Source organism: Mycobacterium sp. RTGN5, assembly GCF_033804465.1.
Lineage (GTDB): Bacteria > Actinomycetota > Actinomycetes > Mycobacteriales > Mycobacteriaceae > Mycobacterium.
Genome location: NZ_JAPZLA010000004.1, coordinates 321442 through 339360 on the forward strand (window position 1 = coordinate 321442; position 17919 = coordinate 339360).

Genomic DNA, 17919 nt, shown 5'->3' on the forward strand with positions numbered 1-17919 from the left:
CCGCTCAGGAGCGGCGCTGCAGCTCGATAACCGGAATGATCCGCGAGGTGCTGCGCTGGTAGTCGCCGAACTGGGGTTCCGCGGCGACCTGCTTGGCGTAGATCTCGTCGTGTTCGGATCCGGTGATCACCTTGGCGGTGACCGGGAAGGTCTCGGTTCCCAGTTCGACCGTGGTGTCCGGGTGAGCGACGAGGTTGTGATACCAGTCCGGGTTGGTGTCCGCACCGCCCTTGCTGGCGAAGATGAAGATCCGGCCGTCCTCCAGAAGCGGCACCAGCGGTGCGATGCGTTCGGTGCCCGATTTGGCGCCGACGTGGTGGACCAGCACCAGTGGCTTGCCCTCGAACATCCCACCGGCCTTGCCGCCGCTGGTCCGGAATTCCTCGATGACCTGTCGGTTCATCTCGTCGAAGTTCATTGCGTCCGTCATGTGTTCACCGTAGGCCCAAGATCCGGCCCAAGATCCGGCAACGCCGACGTCCCCGACGATGAGGAACCATCATCGGGGACGCCGCGTGGCACCCGTCGGATCAGTCGATGCCGACGATCTCCTGGGCAATCGCGGCCACCCGGGTCTGGGCAGCGGAGACCAGCCGCTGGCGATTCTTGTTCGCCTCCTCATACGCGACGACGGCGCGAATGTCGGCGGGATCCTCGAGCTCCTTCACCGCGGCGACGGCGTCGTTGAGGTTGAGCTCGTCGTAACCCTCGATCGGCAGTTCCTCGGGCGACAGGACACCGGTTGCGCTGCGCAACGAGTGCAGCGCGTCGGCGGCGCCGTCGGCACCCTCGCGGCGGGCCACCCGTTCGGCGGTCTCCAGCGCGGCATCCCGCGATGCCTGGGCCGCCTTGACCGCGACCTCACCAGCGTGCTGGCCGCGGCTGACCAGGTCGTCGACAACCGGGCGGGAGTTCCGCAGCAGGTCGAGCGCCCGGTCGATGCCGCGGACCGACGAAATCACCGGCCAGTTGGCCACCCGGACGGTCAGCCCGGTCAGGATCTGCAACGGCGTGCGCTTCAGCGCAGCCGGGCCGCCCAACGCGTCCTCAGCCAGCACGGTGGTCAGCCAGTCAACGGTCGCCGAGTGCGCCGTGATCAGGCGATTGGCCAGGCTTTCGACGTCGGGCTGATGCGTCGCGACGGCGAGCGCCTTGAGGTAGCGCGAGCGATCGAGCAGCTGGCCTTCCAGCGCGAGATCGCCCAGCAGGGCCTCATCGAACGGCTGCGCCTGTTCGGTGAGCGCCTTGACCGCAGCGGCCGCACGCCCGAAGAACGGACCGATGACATCGGGGAAGCCGCCCAAGTCGCGGATGGCCCCCTCGATTGCCTCCGCACGCTCGCGGCCGTTGGCGGCGTTCTGGGTGAGCTCGGTGCGCACCGCATCGGTACGGGCCTGCGCCACCCTGGTCTCGGCGATCTGGATCTCGGTGTTGGTCAGGTCGAGCACGGCCCGCAGCTGGGCGAGCAGAGTGGTGGTATCTGGAGTGGTCATCGCGTTTCTCCCCTTATGCGTTGACGGATTTTTGTCGGCGCGGGGTTTGTGCGCCTCGTTCAGACCTCTACCCGATCTGTCCGATCGGTACGCACGTCCACAATTCCGGTGCAGCGATTTCACGATCCGTTAAGACGATCACCACTGGCTGCAGTGTGGCGGCGCCGGTCACGCGTTCGCGGGCTGATCCGACCCGCTCGCTACCCCGAATCTGCGCTACACCAGCGGTATTCGCGTTTGCGGGTATCACAATTGCGTCACGCCGAAGATCACAATCACTTAAGGGATCGTCGCCGGCATTAAGAACTCTCAGACGCAGGCGAGCGGGCCTCGACCAGTTCGGCGCAGACTGAGTGCAATATCACCACTCGACGCTGTAACGCTCGCTGCCGAAGCGAATCATGTTCGCGGCACGGGGTTTTGCTGCAAAACCTCATGGGTACTTTGGGTTTCAGGTCGGGGGAACCAGTGAAAGAGAGAAGTGATCACTATGTACAGCGGTATCGCATCCAGTAAGAAGGCTGCGGCCGTCTGCACCGGTCTGCTCGTGGGGGGCATGGCAGCGGCAACTCTGGCCGCGCCGATGGCCTCGGCGGCACCGGACTGCAGCAGCGCCGGCGTTGCCAACACCGTCAGCTCGGTGACCGGTTCGGCGAACCAGTACCTGGCCGCCCATCCCGGCGCCAACCAGGTACTGACGGCGGCCTACAACCAGCCGCGCCCGCAGGCCGAAGCCAACGTGCGCGGATACTTCACCGCCAACCCCGGTGAGTACCACGACCTGCGCGGCATCCTTACACCGATCGGTGACACCCAGCAGGCGTGCAATGTCTCGGTATTGCCGCCCAACCTGCAAACGGCCTACGACGCCTTCATGGCCGGCTAGATCCGGCCGGCGTCACTCGTCGAGGCGTTGCAGCGCCGCGGTAATCACCTGATCGAACCCATGCAGTTGCGCCTGCGTCGTCCCCTCGAACAGCACCGAGCTGACCAGCGCGACGTGGTCGGGGGCGGCGGTGGCGAGGGCGACGCTTCCGGCGGCCGTGATCTCGACGGTCGCGCCGCGCCGGTCATCCTCGCTATCCCGCCGTTCGAGCAGATCGCGGGCCCGCATCCGGCGCAGCTGATGCGAGACCCGGCTCTGCTCCCAGCCCAGCGCGGCAGCCAGCTCGAGCACCCGAATCGGCCCGCGCTCGTCGAGCACGACCAGCACCTCGTAGTCAGCGAGCGACAGCCCGCATCGCGCCTGCAGTTGACGGTTCATTGCGACCTGCAGGTGGCTGCCCAATGTCAGGTAGTTGCGCCAGATGCGCTGTTGGTCATCGGACAACCAGCGCTCCGCCATGCCACCACCATAGCGGAATACATGACACATCATCTATGTTGTCGCAGTCAGCGCCGGCGATTTAGGCTGGCAACGACCCAAGGGGTGATGACATGGCCGCAACCGTCGACATCAGACGTGCCGCCGACCGCGCCGCAACGAAGATCGAGTGGCTGGACTCCAAGCATTCGTTCTCGTTCGGACACCACTACGACCCGGCGAACACCCACCACGGCCTGCTGTTGGTGAACAACGACGATATCGTCAACCCCGGCACTGGCTTTGACACCCATCCGCACCGCGATATGGAGATCATCACCTGGGTGCTGCAGGGCTCGCTGGTGCACCAGGACTCCACCGGCCACTCCGGCGTGATCTATCCCGGTCTGGCCCAACGGATGTCGGCCGGCCGGGGCATCTTGCACTCGGAGAAGAATGACTCATGGACGCTCACGGGGCAGCAAACACACAGCGAGCCAGTCCATTTCGTTCAGATGTGGGTGGCGCCCGACGAGTCCGGGATTGACCCCGGCTATCAGCAGCTGGAGATCGACGACGAGCTACTCCGCGGCGGGCTGGTGACGATCGCCTCCGGAATGCCCGATCACAAGGATCAGGCGGCGATCTCGATCCGTAACCGGTACGCGGCATTACACGGTGCTCGGTTACAGCCCGGCGACACCGTCGAGTTGCCCGAAGCTCCGTATCTGCATGTGTTCGTCCCGCGCGGCGAGGTGACGTTGGAGGGTGCCGGCCGGCTGCACGAGGGTGATGCGGTGCGCTTCACCGCGGCGGGCGGCCAGCGGGTGACCGCCACGCAACCGTCGGAGGTCCTCGTCTGGGAGATGCACGCCGCCCTGGCGGGCTGAGGACGGCGGTCGGCCCGGACGGCGCGGTGTTCCGCTGCCGTCCGGGCCGTCGACCTCCTAGTGGTGTACTCGGTTGCTGCGTCCGGTGATCGCGAGGTATCCCGCGATCAGCACCACAGCGACGACGACGCCCACCAAGAACGGGATGATCGCAAACCCGCCGTTGGAGTTGGCGTATCCGACCTGGTAGGTGACCCACGTTCCCAGGAAGGAACCGACCGCACCAAGCAGAACGGTCATGATGATGCCGATGTTCTGCTTGCCGGGCATGACCAGTCGCGCCAGCACGCCGACGATCAGTCCGACGACGATGGCTCCGATAATCGTTCCGATCATTGCTGCTCCTCGTGTTCCGGCGGCCTCGGAAGAGCGCCGCGCCAAGCAGTAGTTCCCCGCCCGTGACGCGGATAACCGTCCCTAGGCCAAGTAATTGTCGGCGCGGCAAATCAACGTTCCTGGTCGTGACGACGCCGGTGCCGAACCGGCGCAGGTCTGTTACCAAAGTTGACTGTGTGATTGCTGAGAATGAGAGTGTCGATGCAGTAGTGGACTCTCCGTGATGAAAGGGCAACTGTGCCAACCGTCGCCGCGAAGTTACGTCGCCTGGCCGCGGGCAGCATGGCCGTGGCCAGCTGCCTGACGCTCGCGGCGACGATCGGCATGCCGGTCGCCTCCGCCGACGGCCGTGACCAACTGGCCCAGGCGATCGCCACCACGCGCGGCAGTTACCTCGTCTACAACTTCGGAAGTGGTTATCCCGCACCGATGCTCAACGCGGCGGGCAACTGGTACGAGCAGACCAACGGCGGTCACCTGATGATCATCAAGGCCGCGTCCAAACGGCTGACGCCGCGACTGCTGGTCGACGGCCATACCGGCTACCAGGCCCGCTGCGAACAGACTCCCGGCACACGCACCCGCGAGGGATTGGTGCAGGCGTCCGAGACCTACTCGCCGTTGCAGGCGTGGCAGGCGCTCGGGCAGCCGACCATCGCCATCAACGCCAATTTCTTCGATGTCCGTGGGCAGCAGGCAGGTTCGTGGAAATCGACCGGGTGCAGCTCTCCGCTGGGCGCCTACGTCGACAACACCCAGGGCCAAGGCCGGGCCAACGCCGCCGTGACCGGGACCCTGGCCTACGCCGGCAAGCAGGCGCTATCCGGCGGTGACGAGGTGTGGACCGCGCTGACCACGATGATCCTGCCCGTCGCGGGCGCGCCGTTCCTCGTCACACCCAACACGCCCAACGACTACGACGCCGCCACCCCGGTGGTCCAGGGTCTGCTGGACAAGGGCACCCGGTTCGCCGCGGTCAGCGGACTCGGGCTGCTGGCCCCGGGCGATACGGGCCAGCTGAACGACCCGGGCCCCAGCGCCGCGCGCACCGCTCTGGCCTACGCCAGGGACAAGGACGAGATGTACGTCTTCCAGGGCGGCAGCTACACACCGGATCAGATCCAGGATCTCTTCCGGGGTCTGGGCAGCGACACCGCCATCCTTCTCGACGGCGGCGGGTCGTCGGCGATCGTGCTGCGCCGCGACACCGGCGGCATGTGGGCAGGCGCGGGCGTGCCCAAGGGCTCGTGCGACACGATGGCGGTGCTCTGCGATTCCCACGAGCGTGCACTACCCGCGTGGCTCGGGTTCAACTGAGATTCATTGCAGCCCAGGGAGTCCCGAGCCGGTCAGGGTTGGCCGAACACCCGGCGCAGCACCGCGTCGCGCACGCGGGTCGGGAGCTTGGTCATCAGGGTCATCTGCACCGCGGTCGCCACGCCGACCGGGTAGCGCGCCCGCGGGTTGCGTGCGGTGAGTGCGGTGAGCACCACCTTGGACACCTTCTCCGGATCGACGGCAAGGCGTTGCGCCATCGGGATCGACTTCCGCATGCCCGCAACATGTTTGCTGTAGAGGGCGCGGTGTTGCGCCGTCATCGCGGCTTCCATATCGGCGACGCTTTGGTCGGCATCACGCCACAGGTCGGTGTCGGTCTGCGCGGGCTGGACCACGCTGACCGCGATGTGCCAGGGCCGAAGCTCGACTCGCAGCGCATCGGCGGCGGCCTCGAGCGCAAACTTGGACGCGCTATACGCGCCCATCATCGGCGCCGAAAGCTTGCCATTCACACTGGAAATGAACACAATCCGGCCGGCCGACTCGCGCAGCAGGGGAAGCACCGCCGCAGTGACAGCGAGCTGACCGACGACGTTGACGTCCAGCTGGTGCCGGATCTCGGCCGCGGTCAATCCCTCCAGCGGGCCACTGACCGCGATGCCGGCGTTGTTGACCACCGCATCCAGACGGCCCGGCAGCGCCTCGGGTAGCGCGGCGACCCGTACGTCGTCGGTGACGTCGAGGATGACCGCGCTGACCCGCGGCAGCGCCGACAACGCGTCGGCATCGGCGGCGTTGCGGACGCCGCCGATGACGTCCCATCCGGTGGCGGCCAGATGACTCACGATCGACTTGCCGATTCCCCGGGCTGCGCCGGTGACCAGAACAGTGGGCATGGCCCCGAGCCTAGTTACCCGCTCGCCGGTCGCGGGCCGTACCGGAAGACGGCCAGGCTGGCGCCCACCACGACCGCGGCCAAGGCGATCACCGGTGCCACCATCCAGCGCGTCATCGTCGCGCCGACCATCGCGCCCGCACACATCGTCAAAACCACGGTGTAGCGCAGCTTTTGCCGCTCGCCGCGCCCGCCGGCAAGCCGGCTGTCGACGCCGATTCCCACCAGCGTCGACGTCAGCACGGTGGTGCTGAGCTCCTGGACGCCGAACTGGCGGGCGGCGGCGTTCTGCGCACCGAAGGTCAGGGCCAGCCCGGCGATCAGGACCAGCTTGCCGTCGTTGTGATAATCCACGACACCGGTGCCGGCCAGCACCGCCAGCACCACGAGCACGACCACCTCGCTGCCCAGCGCCGCGGTGAGCCAGCCCCGCACCTCACGGTCGAAGTGCCGCGCGAACCGGCCGCCGACCACCGTGCCGATCAAGAAGCTGATGAACGAGATCACCGCGGCGGTCATGTCCACGCCGGAATGCGGCACAAACCAGAAGCCGAGGAAGATGACGTTGCCGGTCATATTGGCGACGAACACATGCCCGAGCGCCAACACACTGACCGCGTCGACCAGACCGGTGGCGAAGGTCAGCAGCAGTAGCGCGACGACGGTGGAGCGTTCCGATACGGGCGAGGCGACGGCCATGGCCCAAGTATCGCCAATGAATGCCTCAGAGCTTCGGGGTCAGGTCCAGCGATGTCACGGTGGTCATCTTGGTGACCAGCCAGTGCGAGCCATCCCGGGTCAGCTGCACGCGGTAGGACAGGTACTTCGTCGACGGGATGTCCTTGCTCAGTGGGCTCTTCGACGTGGTGTTGGTGTAGACGATCGCGGTGGCATCCGAGCCGTTCAGCGATTCGACGGCCGCTCCGACCACCTCGGTGCTGTTGGTGACCTTGGCCTGTTTGTTGGTCGGCACGATGGCGTCGACGTACTTGCGGTACTGATCCTCGAAGTCGCCGGACAGGTACTTCGCCGATCGGTCCGGCAACTTGTCCATATCGTCGGGGGTGTAGGTCCACAGCGTGGTGATCGCCTCGGCGGCGGTGCGGGCGATGTTCAGCTTGGTGTCGACCGCCGCACGGTCCATCAGATACGGCTGCATGGTGGCACCGGCGAAGGCACCCGCGGCCACGAACAGGGCAGCCGACACTCCGGCCGCCACACCTATCTTGGTGGGGTTGAACCGCTTTCGGGCTTTCGGCGCCTCGTCGGCGGTCGGCTCTTCAGAACTGGTCTCGGTGTCGGTCGCCTCTTCGTCGGGCGCCGCGTCGGTCAGATCACCTGCAGTAGGTTGCTGATCTTCCACGCCCCTCCTGCACCTCCTTCTTGGGTCACGGTGACCACCCAGCGGCTACCGCTTTCGATGGTCTTGTTGTCGGGCATCCTGGTCTTCGTTGTCGCGGCGACCGCCACATCCGCACTGCCGTCGCGGTTCCAGCGCTCGATGCCGACGGCCTGTACGGTTCCCGTCGTCGGTTCGGCCCTGGCCACCTGGATGACGACCTCGTTCATCTTGTCCTGATACAGCTTGGCGAACTGTCCGGTGCCCTGGGCCAGCACCTTGTCGGCATAGTCATTGGCGTGGAACGGGTCGATCGACGTGTACTGCGTGACGAAGCCGCGTACGAAACTCAGCACGGCGACCTCGCGAATCGCGTCCTGCCGCTGGGTATCGCGTTTCACCAGTAACAGCGTGCTGACCGTGAGCGCGGCGATGATCGCCACCGCCGCAAGTCCGGCGACCAGGGGCAGCACCCACCGGCGCGGTTGGGCATCGGGCAGCCGGAACAGTTCCTCGCCGTCGGGGTCGACCTTGCGTCGCGGGCTCACTTGGCCTCCCCCGCCGTGTTCGGTTTGGCCAGCACCGAGAGGTTGGCCACTTGCCACTGACCACTGGCGGACCGCTCGAAGCTCACTTGGACGGTCGCGGTGATCATCCGCTGCTTGGGCGCCTCCCCGCGCTGGCCCTGCATGAGCAGCAGCATCTCCGCCCGGTCCCGGGTGTTGGTCAGCACGGCGCTGTTGGTGACCCAGTAGTCGTTGTCGACCGGTCCGGCCTTGCGCACCGAATCCTGTTGCGCCACAAGCTGTTGCCGATAGCTATCCGTCACCAAGCCGCGAGCCCGCGCGAAATCCGCGTCGATCGTCGCGACGTTGTAGCTCAGCATCTGCTGGACGATCTTGGGTCCCTGCACCGCCAGGTCCTCACGGCTCTGCTCGATCGCGAGTTCGGGCCGGTACACGCCGAAATAGCCCAGCGCGGTGGCCGCGCCGGCGAGCACCGCGAGAGCCACCAGCACCGCACCCGCCAGGCGTCGCCGGTTGGGTCGCTCGCAGACGACGCGGTGCACCTCGGTGCGAACGATCAGGTCGGCGAAGGTACGGCTGCGCGAGTCCCACAGCGGCCAGAGCCAGCCCAGGAACACCGCGGCGGTGTCGAGCACGTGCGCCAAATCGCGGACAAGCAAGCGCCACGGATCGACCGGGGCGCCATCGCGGCGGACGACGACGATGCCGGCCAGCGAGCGGCCCAGCGTCCACCCGGCGATCGACGGCAGCAGCAGCCGGTTGAGTGCCATCGCGAGGAACACCACCGCGGCCAGGGCAATCGCCGTCCACCGCAACCAGCCGAGGCCCGATATCGAGGCCGACTGCGCCACCAGCAGGCAGGTGATCACCACACCGGCGGGAAAGAACACGTCGACCGCGAAGGCGCCGGCGCGCGCCAGCCAGCTTGCCTGCACGGCGGCAGGCACCTGGTCGGCGGCCTCGGCTGCCTCGGTGGCTTCTGCGTCGGCTGCCTCAGCGTCGGGGACGGCGTCAGCTTCGGGGACGGTCACCGTCACTTACTCACCTGGTCGAGTTTGGCGATCTTGTACGTGCCTCCCTCAGGCATCATCCGCACCCGCAGGCGATAGCCCTGCTCTTGGTCCTGAGCCTGGGAGTTGGACACCTTCACTCGCACGGCGACCAGGATGTCCATCGAGCCGTCGTCGTTGTGCCGTTCCACCGCCGCACGCATGTTGGACACCTGGACCTGGACCTTGGCGGCCTGGTAGGCGTCCACCAGGAGCCCGCTGTAGAGGGTGGCCTGGGCACCGAAGTCGCCGGTCGCGCACTCGATGATCTTCTGCTGGCTGGCCGCCATCGCGGCGGCGTCGGGTGCCTGGGTCGCGGTGACGCAGTCCTTGGCGGCGGCCAGCGCGACGGTCTCGGCGCGAGCCGCGGTGACGCTGTTCTTGTGCGAACGCAGCGCGAGAAACCCGCCGGCGGCGATCAGCAGGCTGGCGATCACCAGCGCGGAGCACACCGCCACCAGGCGGCGCCCACTCGGCCGCGACCCGCGCGGCTGTTCACCGTTGGCGATTTCGGTCTCGTCGACCGGGTCGAGATTCGCCGACTCCTCGGCCTCACTCAGTTCGGCGTCAATGTCCGGTTTCACCGACTCCTCAGCTTCTCTGCGTTCAGCCTCGTCATCGGTGGTGGTGGGCGGGTTGGGGGTCAGCCGGCCGGAGCCAGCATCTCCTTCCATCCGTCGTCTCCTGTACTGCTCGAGTTGCTGACGTTGTATTTCACACCGTCAGGACCGACCAACTCCCCGCTCTGCGGGGTGTAGATGGCCGTATTACCTGGTGGCGCACCGCCGGCTGCCGGGGTGTACGTGCAGGGATTCGGTTGCTGGCCGTTGCACTGCACGGTGCCAGTCCCCGGTGGACTGAGGTCGTCACTGATCGGCGGCGTGGGCCCTGGCAGCAGATCGGCCGGCAACGGGTTCATCCCGTTGTTGATCGTCGGTGCCGGTATCACGGTACCGGGGTTCACTGGCTGGTCGCATCGAGCGCCCGGCGCCGGGCAGTTCAGCACCTGGTTGGGATCGCCGTACCACGGGTTATTACCCAGCGGGGTGTACGGCTCGGTGGACCGGCACTCCATCGGCGTCGCCGCCCGCTTACCCGGCACATCGGCGCACGGGAAGTTACGAGCACCGCGAACCACGTTGGCGGGGGTGTCCTTGGGGATCTTGCAGTACAGGTTGTTCTCCACCGGCATCGGCCTGGTGTCCGCCGGAGCGCGCCATTGGGCGGCGGGCAGGAAGCCGGTCAGACAGGGCGGTGGCTGGTTGATCGTCAACGCGAAGTCCAGCGCCGCCTGATGCGGGTACGGCGACGACACCGACTGTGCGACGGCCGCGCCCTGCGGCAACAGCACCAGGGACTGCTCGACGCCCTTGTTGTAGCGCTTGAGCATGTCCAGCACGATCTCGAGGTTGGCCAGCGTCTGTGGCAACGCCTCGCGCACGTCACTGAACACCGCATTGACCGCATCGGCGGTCGGCGCGGCCTGGCGCAGTCCATCGCGCAATGCCTGGTCCTGCGCCGCGGTCTGCGTCGTGATGGTGTTCAGGTTCTTCGACCACTGCTGGATCGCACTCGAGGAATCGACCTGGCTGTCGATGACGGCTGGCGAATTCTGAATGATGTCGTTGACGTCGGCAATGTTCGTCTTGAATTCAGTCACGATGGCCTGCGTGCCGTCGACCAGGCGCTGCAGCGACGGGCCCAAACCGCCGACCGCCTGGGCGGTTTCGTTCAACAGCACCGGGATCTTGTCGGCGGGCAGCGCGGCCAGTCCCTTGTTGGCCGCATCCAGGGCCGGGCCGATCTCCTCCGGCACCGTCGACTTCGTGATGGTCTGCCCGCTGGCGAAGTACTGACCGGGATTGCCGTCGGACACCAGGTCGATGTACTGCTCGCCGACCGCGGACACCGAATGCACATTGGCGGAGGAGTCCAGCGGGATCTTGAACTTGTCGCTGATGCTCATCGTGGCCCGGACACCGGTCTCGGTCGGCTCCACCTCGGTGACTTTGCCGATCGTGATGCCGCGGTAGGTGACGTTGGCCGTCCGGTACAGGCCACCCGAGGACGGCAGGTCCGCCTTCAGCTCGTACTGCCCGATCCCGGCCAGCGTGGGCAGGCGCAGGAAGTACCAGCCCAGAACCAGCAGGGCGACGATCGTCAGCACGCCGAACACGACGAGCTGTGTCTTGATGAAGCGCGTCAACATCTACTCGTCACCCTCTCACTCGCCACGTTCGACAAACGGTCCGCCACCGTCAGTCATGTTCGGGTGAGGCGTGAATCGGACATCCGGAATCATCGTCTGCGGATCGCGGCCCCATGCCTGCTCGAGAGCGCGCAGCATTCCGGAAACACCGGTACCGGTCAGGAACGCGTTGTCGATCGAGCTCAGCGTCAGGTCGAAAGTGGCCGACGTGTTGATGTAGTCGCCACGAATCACCTTCGGGATGTTGTCGATCGGGTACGGCGCCGTGATGACCAGCTTCAGCGAGTCGATCAGATACGGCGCGGCCCGCCCGAGCTGCTTCAGCGGACGCTGCAGCAGCGCCAGGTTGGTGTCGAAGTCGGCACGCGACTGCGACAGCGTCTGGTCGGTGATCGCGCTGAACCGGCCGAGCGCCTCGACGGCACCGGTGAACCTGTCCCTGGAGTCCGCGAAATACTTGATCAGCGGCGGGAATTCGGTGAGCACGCGGTCCAGGGTGGTGTTCCGAGCGGCCACGATCGAGACCAGTTCGTTGGTCTTGTCGATCGCCCGGGTCAGGTCGTCGCGCTGCTGGTTGAGCTGATCGGTGAACGTGTCCAGCTTGCCGAGGAAGTCGCGGATCTGCCCGGCATTGCCGTCCAGGATGTTGGCGACCTCGGTCTGGATGATCTCCAGGTTCGGGATGCCGCCGCCGCGCAGCACGGTGGCGATGCTGGCCAGGGTGCGCTCGGTGGTCGGGAAGGACTGCGAGTTCTTCAGCGGGATCGTCGCGCCGTCACGCAGGGGCTCGGGCGACGGATTCGGCGGCGGATCCAGCTCGACATGCTGAGTGCCCAGGAGGCTGGTCTGACCGATCCGCGCAATTGCGTTGGCGGGCAGCTTGATTCCGGGCTCCAACTCGAGCGTCAGGGTCGGAATCCAGTTCTTCAGCTCGATGGCACGCACCGAGCCCACGAACACGTCGGCAACCCGCACCCGGCTGTTGACGTTGAGCGCCAACGTATCCGGCATCTGGACGTAGATGGTCGTCTTGTCCCTGCCGCTACCGGGCCCTCCCGGCATCGGCACATTGGCGATACCGCGCCAACCGCACGACGTCAGCACCAGCGCCGTCATCAGCAGTACGAAACCGCGCCAGCCGAACCGGCGGGCGGTCGTCAGGATGGCACTCACTGTCCACCTCCGGCTTCAGCGGGCAACGCCGGGCCGGCAGCCGGAGCCGCGGGTGCGGCCGGCGGAGCCCCACCGTTGATCTGCTGCGAGACGGGCAGCGGTCCGGGGACCACATCCGGCCCTGGCGGCGGCGGCGGGATCGCCCCCGGGTACCACGGCGGCGGTAGCGGGTTGTTCTGGTCATAGGAGTTCGACGGGGCGCCACCACGCGGTCCGCCCGGCGCGTACGAGACGGGGTCGGGCCCGCCCATCAATGCGGCCAGCGAGTCGGGGGTCAGCATGTTGGCGGTGAACGCCTGCACGTCGACACCCTGCATGCCGGGCGCCACGATCCAGCCCGCCTCGTGATTGCCGTGCGAGAACAACGTGTCCCGCGACCAGATGCCGGGCACCGTCGTGTCCTTGTACCCGGGCGGCGGCTGCAGCCGCGGCTCGGAGTAGGCGACGTACTTCGGCAGCGTTTCGGCGGTCGCGAACTGGTTGACACCGAACGGCGGGAAGTTGAACTTGATCGCGTCCATGATCGGCGAGAGGTACTCCGCGCACATCTCCGCCGAATCCTGGTAGCCCAGCCGGCTGCCGGACTGGATCGCGCTACAGATGAACTGCAGCGGGTTGGCGAAGCTGGCGATGGTCGGAATGGCCACCAGCGCACCGTGAGTCGGGTGATAGATGTTCTGCAGGTTGGCGGCCAGGTTCGGGTAGACGTGCAACACCGTCTCCAGGCCGTTGCGCGATTCCGGCTGCAGCACCTGGGTCGTGACGTCGGAGAGGTTGTTGATGTCCTTGCTCAGCACCGAACCGTTGTCGTTGACGAACTTGCGCGCCGTGGTCAACAACGTGTCAATGTCCTTGACCGCCTTGGCCACTTCCTGATCGGACTGCGTGAACGAGCCGGTGAACGTCGCGAGGTTGTTGTTGAGCGACACCAGCTGCTGGTCGCTCTTGTGCAGGGCGTTGACGAACAACGCCAGGCTCTTGAGGACGGCGAAGAAGTCGCCGCGCCCTTCGTTCAATGCGCTCACCGCGTCGGACAGTGCCTTGAACGTGGTGTTGATCTGCTCGCCCTTGCCCTCCAACCCGTTGGCGAAGGACTCAAGGACGTCGCCGAAGGGCCCCTTGGGCTGTTCGGGCGTCGGGCCGAGTTTGGTGACGATATCGGAGATCTGGTTGCGCAGGTCGTCCCATTCCACCGGCACCTGGGTGCGATCGATCGGGATGACGGCGTTGTCGCCCATCACCGGCCCGCCCTTGTAGGGCGGTGCCAGCTGGATCACCCGGGAGGCCACCAGGCTCGGGTTGAGGATGGTCGCGGTGGCGTCGGCGGGCACCTTGTACTTGTTCTGGTAGTTGAAGGTGACCTTCATCTTGTCGCCGGCCGGTTCGATCGATTCGATCTTGCCGACCTGGACCCCCATGATCTGCACCCGGTCACCCGGATACAGCGCCAGAGCCTCAGGGAAATACGCCACCACGGTGTTGGTGGTGAGCTTCTTGTACAGCTGGAAGCCGACCACCGCCGCGATCAGCGCGACGATCACCACGAGGGTGCCGACGATGACGGACATCCGAGACATCTTCGGCACGCCCAGATTACGAATGTTGAAGGCTGTCGACATCGGTTATCCTCCCCCTCCCTGATCGACGGGCGCCAGGTCCCCGACCGGCGGCACCTGCGGTCCCGGTCCCGGTGGCGGGATCGGTCCGATGAGGGCGTTCGGCGGCGGGGCGTAGCCGGGGATATCGGTGGCCGGACCCGGCAGCGGGCCGACCGGAACGGTGCGAGCCCCCGGCGGACCGGGTGCCAACGGCGGGGCGGGCACGCCCTGAATGCTCGGCGAGAGCTCGCCGGGGAAGGCCGCACTCGGGACACCCGGGCTGTAGCCAGCGGCAGGGTTGGGTGCCGAGATCGGCACATCGGCCGGCGGGTAGGCACCTTCTGCCACGGGCCCGAAGGGAAGATTGGTCAGACCGGCGCACGGCAGCGGGTTTCCGGTCGTCGGGATGCCGTCCGGGGGTGGGGTGTACGAGCACGGCGAGCCCGGGCCGACGGCGGGACCCGGATGGTCCGGGGTGCCTTCCAGCGGGATCGGGGCCGGCGGCGGTGCACCGTTGGGCTGGCGCTGTCCGTTGGGATCGGGGAACCGGAAGGCCGGCAGACCGGCGTTGCGCCAGAACTCTTCTGGGTCGATGCCACGCTTCTTGAACGCGGCGTCCACCCACGGCTGCAGGATCTGGTAGGGCACCAGGTTGACCACCAGCACCTTGAAGAACGGGCCCGACCCGATGGCCTCGGCCAGGGCGCCCATGAACTTCGAGGCGGTGATCAGCACGTCGGACAGGTCCGTCTTGTGCTTCACCAGCACATCGCTGATCGTCTTGAGCTGCTCCAGAACGTGATTCAGGTTCGGATTGTCGTTGACGAATCCGGTGAACTGCGCCGACAGTGCCGAGATGTTGCTCAGCAGATAGTCGACTTCCGAGCGACGCTCGTTGACGGCGGCCAGCAGTGTCTGGGCGTTGACGGCCAGCCGGTTGATCTGCTCGCTGCGGTTGCCCAGCACGGCGGCGACCTTGTTGGCGCTGGCCAGCAGTTGCTTGAACTGCTCGTCACGCTTGCCGATGGTGTCGGAGAACCGGGCGACCCCGTCGAGTGCGGCGCTCAGGTGCGGGTAGGTCTGATCGATGGTCTCCGACAACACGTTCAGCGATCGCTTGACGGTGTCGATGTCCCAGCCCGCAGCGGCTTTCGTCACATCGAAGACCGCGTCGTAGATCTGATAGGGCGTGGTGGTCTGGCCGACCGGCAGCACCGCGCCGGCCTGCAGGAGCTTGCCGCCCCGCGGCTCGATCTCGAGCACTCGCTTGCCCAAGATCGTCTCGGTGCGGATGGCCACTCGGCTCTCGGTGCCAATCTGCCTGGCGCCCAGGTTGAATCCGATCAACACGTGATCGCCATCGATCTTCAGCGACTTCACCGTGCCGACATCCATGCCGGCGATGCGCACCTTGTCATCGGGGTTCAGCCCCGCGCTGTCGGTGAACTGGCCGTAGTAGGTCGGCTGGGCGAACAACTGGGGAATGCCCGAAAAGGTCTGCCCCACCACGACGACGAGCACGATGATCACGATGCCGGCCAGGCCGTTCTTGATCCGGTTGGGAGTCTCTAGCGTCCTCATTGCGGCGTGCACCTACCCGTGGGCTGCTGAGTGATCTTCACGGTGCGGACCGGGCCACCGGGCTGCAGGCCGTTGAGCTTCAGGTTGATATCGCACAGGTAGAAGTTGAAGAAGTCGCCGTAGATGCCGCCGGCGCGGCCGATCATCTTGACGGCGGCCGGCAGCTTGGTCAGCAGATCGTCGAGGCGCTCCTGACCGTCGGCCAGCGGCTGCTGGATGGTCTCGAGTTTGCCGATCGTGTCCTTGAGCTGCGGGCGGTCATCGGCCAAAAGATCACTCAAAGTGCCTGCGGCACTGCTGATGTTCGCAACGGACGAGGCCAGCGGGTCGGCTCGGTTCTTCAACCCGGTGATGAGGATCTCGAAGTTGTTGACCGTCTGGTCGAAGTCCTTCTCGTGCTTGACGGTGGTGTCCAGCACCGTGTTCAGGTTCGTGATCACCTCACCGATCGCCTGATCACGGTCGGCCAGCGCCGAGGTCAGCTGCGAGGTCTGATCGAGGATGTCGTTGATGGTGCCGCCCTGCCCCTGGAAAACAGTGATCAGCGAGGAGGCGATGGTGTTGACCTTCTGCGGGTCCAAGGACTTGAACAGCGGCTTGAATCCACCGATGAGCGCGTCGAGATCCAGCGCGGGCTGAGTGTGCGACATCGGAATGAAGCCGCCCCCAGGCAGAATCCGGTCGGCGCCCTCGCCGGTGCCGCGATCGAGGTTGACGTAGCGGTTGCCGATCAGGTCCTGGTAGCGGATCTGCGCGTTGGTCGACTGGTACAGCGGCAGAGTCCGATCGACGTTGAGCGTCACCTGAACACGATCGCCGTTGCCGACGAGCTTGATGTCGGACACCTTGCCGACCTCGACACCACCGGCACGGACGAACTGGCCATCACGCAAACCACTGGCATTGCTGAATTCGGCTGTGTACGAAGTCGTTCGGTCGAAACGGAACTGACCGAACACGATGACGATGATCGCCGTGAAGAGCAGGAGCACCAATGAGAATGCCCCGAGTTTGATTGCTGTGCCGGTGATTCTCATGGGTTGATCGTGTTCTCCCCGACTTGGCGTCCCCACACGTACTCGGTGAGCAGGGGCTGCCCGAGTTCGAAGTGGTTGTACGGAGCGAGAGAGGCGCCGTCGTCGACCACCAGGTGCGGCGCGGGCCAGAAGTTGCGGTCGATCTTCTGCCAGCAGCCGGGCGCACCGCCGGGGCCGCCGTGCCCGTTGATCCTGGGCAGGTTGTCCGGATAGACGTAGGGGTTAGGCGCACCGAGGAATTCGGTGACGGTGTCCAGCGAGTAGCCGTTGCCGCCGAACGCATCCAGCGCCGGTTGCAGCGCCTCGGCCTCACCCTTGATCTGGCAGTACAGCTGCGGGCTGTAGGTGTCGAGCAGTTTGGCGGTCGGAATCAGGTCGGCTTGGCCGCGCACGAAGTACGGGCCGCCGCGTTCGAAGATGTCGGCGCCGGTGTTGCCGAAGCCGGTGGCGGCCAGCAGCGCGGCATCGAGATCCTTCTGCTGCTCGTTGAGCGTGCGGGCAGTGGTGACCGCGTGATCGAGGAAGTCCCACAGGTCGGGGCTGGCCTTGGTGTAGACATCGGCCAGCTTCGAGAGCTGCTGAATGTTGGTGCGGATCTGCGGCATCTGCGGATTGACGTCATCGAGGACGGCGTTGCCGTTGACGATCGACTGCCCGAACTTGGTGCCAAGACCGTTGAGCGCTTCGGCAGTCGCTGACAGCGTCATGTTCAGCTTGACCGGGTCGACCTTCTCCGAGATCGACGTCAGCGTCTCGAACAACGTATTGAACTCGGTGGTGACCCCCGAGGCCTTGATCACGTCGGCACTCGAGATCCGGTTCTTCACCGGGTCCTTCGGGCTGGTGAACGACACGTACTTGTTGCCGAAGACGGTGCTCGCCTTGATCTGCGCGTCGACGTTGGCCGGGATCAGGGAGATGTAGTGCGGCGTGACCTGCAGGGTGAGTTCGGCCACCGACTTACCGCCGCGATCCACTGCGGCCACCTTGCTGACGCGGCCGATCTCCACCCCGTTGTAGGTCACCTTGGAGCCCGGGTCCATCACCAGGCCGGCACGATCGGACACCATCGTCAGCGTCGTCTTCGGCGTGAGATCACCACGGAACTGCATGTAGACCAGCGTCACCAGCACAATTGCCAACACAAGGAAGACCGCGCCCGCCAACTTCAGTGGCGGGCGCCGGGAAGCGTTCAACGGTTCCGTCATCCG

General features: G+C 66.0%; 19 protein-coding genes. 3 read left to right on the forward strand and 16 right to left on the reverse strand.

The features are described 5' to 3' along the window. Nucleotides 1-4: 4 nt before the first annotated feature. Nucleotides 5-430, reverse strand: a complete 426-nt coding sequence (locus tag SLQ31_RS21600) for a nitroreductase family deazaflavin-dependent oxidoreductase (RefSeq protein ID WP_319436103.1) — start codon at nt 428-430, stop codon at nt 5-7. 100 nt (nt 431-530) lie between these two features. Beyond that, nucleotides 531-1493, reverse strand: a complete 963-nt coding sequence (locus SLQ31_RS21605; RefSeq protein ID WP_319436104.1) for a ferritin-like domain-containing protein — start codon at nt 1491-1493, stop codon at nt 531-533. A gap of 490 nt (nt 1494-1983) precedes the next feature. On the opposite strand from SLQ31_RS21605, the gene SLQ31_RS21610 reads away from it, so the two are divergent. Further along, entirely contained in the window at nt 1984-2379 is a 396-nt protein-coding gene (locus SLQ31_RS21610; RefSeq protein WP_319436256.1) for a heme-binding protein, read from the forward strand. 12 nt (nt 2380-2391) lie between these two features. Here the strand turns inward: SLQ31_RS21610 and SLQ31_RS21615 are convergent, their stop codons facing one another. Further along, nucleotides 2392-2838: a MarR family winged helix-turn-helix transcriptional regulator gene (locus tag SLQ31_RS21615; protein WP_319436105.1), complete on the reverse strand. Its 447-nt coding sequence runs from the start codon at nt 2836-2838 to the stop codon at nt 2392-2394. Between the two features lie 92 nt (nt 2839-2930). On the opposite strand from SLQ31_RS21615, the gene SLQ31_RS21620 reads away from it, so the two are divergent. Further along, entirely contained in the window at nt 2931-3686 is a 756-nt protein-coding gene (locus SLQ31_RS21620; RefSeq protein ID WP_319436106.1) for a pirin family protein, read from the forward strand. 57 nt (nt 3687-3743) lie between these two features. Here SLQ31_RS21620 and SLQ31_RS21625 read toward each other — a convergent pair whose 3' ends face one another. Then, complete coding sequence (locus tag SLQ31_RS21625; RefSeq protein ID WP_319436107.1) at nt 3744-4022, reverse strand: GlsB/YeaQ/YmgE family stress response membrane protein; 279 nt, start codon at nt 4020-4022, stop codon at nt 3744-3746. Nucleotides 4023-4259: 237 nt separating this feature from the next. On the opposite strand from SLQ31_RS21625, the gene SLQ31_RS21630 reads away from it, so the two are divergent. Continuing rightward, nucleotides 4260-5339 carry a phosphodiester glycosidase family protein gene (locus SLQ31_RS21630; RefSeq protein ID WP_319436109.1) on the forward strand — a complete coding sequence of 360 codons (1080 nt, stop codon included), beginning with the start codon at nt 4260-4262 and terminating at the stop codon, nt 5337-5339. 32 nt (nt 5340-5371) lie between these two features. Here SLQ31_RS21630 and SLQ31_RS21635 read toward each other — a convergent pair whose 3' ends face one another. From SLQ31_RS21635 to SLQ31_RS21690, 12 genes are read right to left on the reverse strand one after another with little or no spacing between them, the layout of a single operon-like run. Then, a complete protein-coding gene (locus tag SLQ31_RS21635) occupies nt 5372-6196 on the reverse strand; it encodes an SDR family NAD(P)-dependent oxidoreductase (RefSeq protein ID WP_319436111.1) in 825 nt (274 codons plus the stop codon). Nucleotides 6197-6210: 14 nt separating this feature from the next. Continuing rightward, nucleotides 6211-6894: a YoaK family protein gene (locus tag SLQ31_RS21640; RefSeq protein ID WP_319436112.1), complete on the reverse strand. Its 684-nt coding sequence runs from the start codon at nt 6892-6894 to the stop codon at nt 6211-6213. A gap of 25 nt (nt 6895-6919) precedes the next feature. Next, complete coding sequence (locus tag SLQ31_RS21645; RefSeq protein WP_319436113.1) at nt 6920-7558, reverse strand: Mce protein; 639 nt, start codon at nt 7556-7558, stop codon at nt 6920-6922. Next, complete coding sequence (locus SLQ31_RS21650) at nt 7525-8082, reverse strand: mammalian cell entry protein (protein WP_319436115.1); 558 nt, start codon at nt 8080-8082, stop codon at nt 7525-7527. Before SLQ31_RS21650 ends, SLQ31_RS21645 begins: the two co-directional genes overlap by 34 nt. Then, nucleotides 8079-9092: an RDD family protein gene (locus SLQ31_RS21655; protein ID WP_413642738.1), complete on the reverse strand. Its 1014-nt coding sequence runs from the start codon at nt 9090-9092 to the stop codon at nt 8079-8081. Before SLQ31_RS21655 ends, SLQ31_RS21650 begins: the two co-directional genes overlap by 4 nt. 2 nt (nt 9093-9094) lie before the next feature. Next, nucleotides 9095-9784 (reverse strand): Mce protein, encoded by a 690-nt coding sequence (locus SLQ31_RS21660; RefSeq protein ID WP_319436119.1) that lies wholly within the window; start codon nt 9782-9784, stop codon nt 9095-9097. Beyond that, a complete protein-coding gene (locus SLQ31_RS21665; RefSeq protein ID WP_319436120.1) occupies nt 9754-11319 on the reverse strand; it encodes an MlaD family protein in 1566 nt (521 codons plus the stop codon). Before SLQ31_RS21665 ends, SLQ31_RS21660 begins: the two co-directional genes overlap by 31 nt. Before the next feature lie 15 nt (nt 11320-11334). Then, the gene (locus tag SLQ31_RS21670) at nt 11335-12435 is read right to left on the reverse strand and encodes a virulence factor Mce family protein (RefSeq protein ID WP_319436257.1); all 1101 of its coding nucleotides are present in this window, start codon (nt 12433-12435) and stop codon (nt 11335-11337) included. Between the two features lie 53 nt (nt 12436-12488). Next, nucleotides 12489-14111 carry a virulence factor Mce family protein gene (locus SLQ31_RS21675; protein WP_319436122.1) on the reverse strand — a complete coding sequence of 541 codons (1623 nt, stop codon included), beginning with the start codon at nt 14109-14111 and terminating at the stop codon, nt 12489-12491. A gap of 3 nt (nt 14112-14114) precedes the next feature. Beyond that, entirely contained in the window at nt 14115-15671 is a 1557-nt protein-coding gene (locus SLQ31_RS21680) for an MCE family protein (RefSeq protein WP_319436124.1), read from the reverse strand. After that, on the reverse strand, nt 15668-16708 hold the full coding sequence (locus SLQ31_RS21685) for an MlaD family protein (protein ID WP_319436125.1): 1041 nt from the start codon (nt 16706-16708) through the stop codon (nt 15668-15670). The genes SLQ31_RS21680 and SLQ31_RS21685 overlap by 4 nt, the downstream gene beginning before the upstream one ends. Then, nucleotides 16705-17916: an MCE family protein gene (locus tag SLQ31_RS21690; protein ID WP_319436126.1), complete on the reverse strand. Its 1212-nt coding sequence runs from the start codon at nt 17914-17916 to the stop codon at nt 16705-16707. The genes SLQ31_RS21685 and SLQ31_RS21690 overlap by 4 nt, the downstream gene beginning before the upstream one ends. Nucleotides 17917-17919: the final 3 nt, after the last annotated feature.

Excerpts from the sequence above, each read along its gene's own strand:
- SLQ31_RS21600 (WP_319436103.1), bottom strand. The coding sequence starts at position 430 with ATGACGGACGCAATGAACTTCGACGAGATGAACCGACAGGTCATCGAG.
- SLQ31_RS21605 (WP_319436104.1), bottom strand. The coding sequence starts at position 1,493 with ATGACCACTCCAGATACCACCACTCTGCTCGCCCAGCTGCGGGCCGTG.
- SLQ31_RS21610 (WP_319436256.1), top strand. The coding sequence starts at position 1,984 with ATGTACAGCGGTATCGCATCCAGTAAGAAGGCTGCGGCCGTCTGCACC.
- SLQ31_RS21615 (WP_319436105.1), bottom strand. The coding sequence starts at position 2,838 with ATGGCGGAGCGCTGGTTGTCCGATGACCAACAGCGCATCTGGCGCAAC.
- SLQ31_RS21620 (WP_319436106.1), top strand. The coding sequence starts at position 2,931 with ATGGCCGCAACCGTCGACATCAGACGTGCCGCCGACCGCGCCGCAACG.
- SLQ31_RS21625 (WP_319436107.1), bottom strand. The coding sequence starts at position 4,022 with ATGATCGGAACGATTATCGGAGCCATCGTCGTCGGACTGATCGTCGGC.
- SLQ31_RS21635 (WP_319436111.1), bottom strand. The coding sequence starts at position 6,196 with ATGCCCACTGTTCTGGTCACCGGCGCAGCCCGGGGAATCGGCAAGTCG.
- SLQ31_RS21640 (WP_319436112.1), bottom strand. The coding sequence starts at position 6,894 with ATGGCCGTCGCCTCGCCCGTATCGGAACGCTCCACCGTCGTCGCGCTA.
- SLQ31_RS21660 (WP_319436119.1), bottom strand. The coding sequence starts at position 9,784 with ATGGAAGGAGATGCTGGCTCCGGCCGGCTGACCCCCAACCCGCCCACC.
- SLQ31_RS21665 (WP_319436120.1), bottom strand. The coding sequence starts at position 11,319 with ATGTTGACGCGCTTCATCAAGACACAGCTCGTCGTGTTCGGCGTGCTG.
- SLQ31_RS21670 (WP_319436257.1), bottom strand. The coding sequence starts at position 12,435 with ATGACGGCGCTGGTGCTGACGTCGTGCGGTTGGCGCGGTATCGCCAAT.
- SLQ31_RS21675 (WP_319436122.1), bottom strand. The coding sequence starts at position 14,111 with ATGTCGACAGCCTTCAACATTCGTAATCTGGGCGTGCCGAAGATGTCT.
- SLQ31_RS21680 (WP_319436124.1), bottom strand. The coding sequence starts at position 15,671 with ATGAGGACGCTAGAGACTCCCAACCGGATCAAGAACGGCCTGGCCGGC.
- SLQ31_RS21685 (WP_319436125.1), bottom strand. The coding sequence starts at position 16,708 with ATGAGAATCACCGGCACAGCAATCAAACTCGGGGCATTCTCATTGGTG.
- SLQ31_RS21690 (WP_319436126.1), bottom strand. The coding sequence starts at position 17,916 with ATGACGGAACCGTTGAACGCTTCCCGGCGCCCGCCACTGAAGTTGGCG.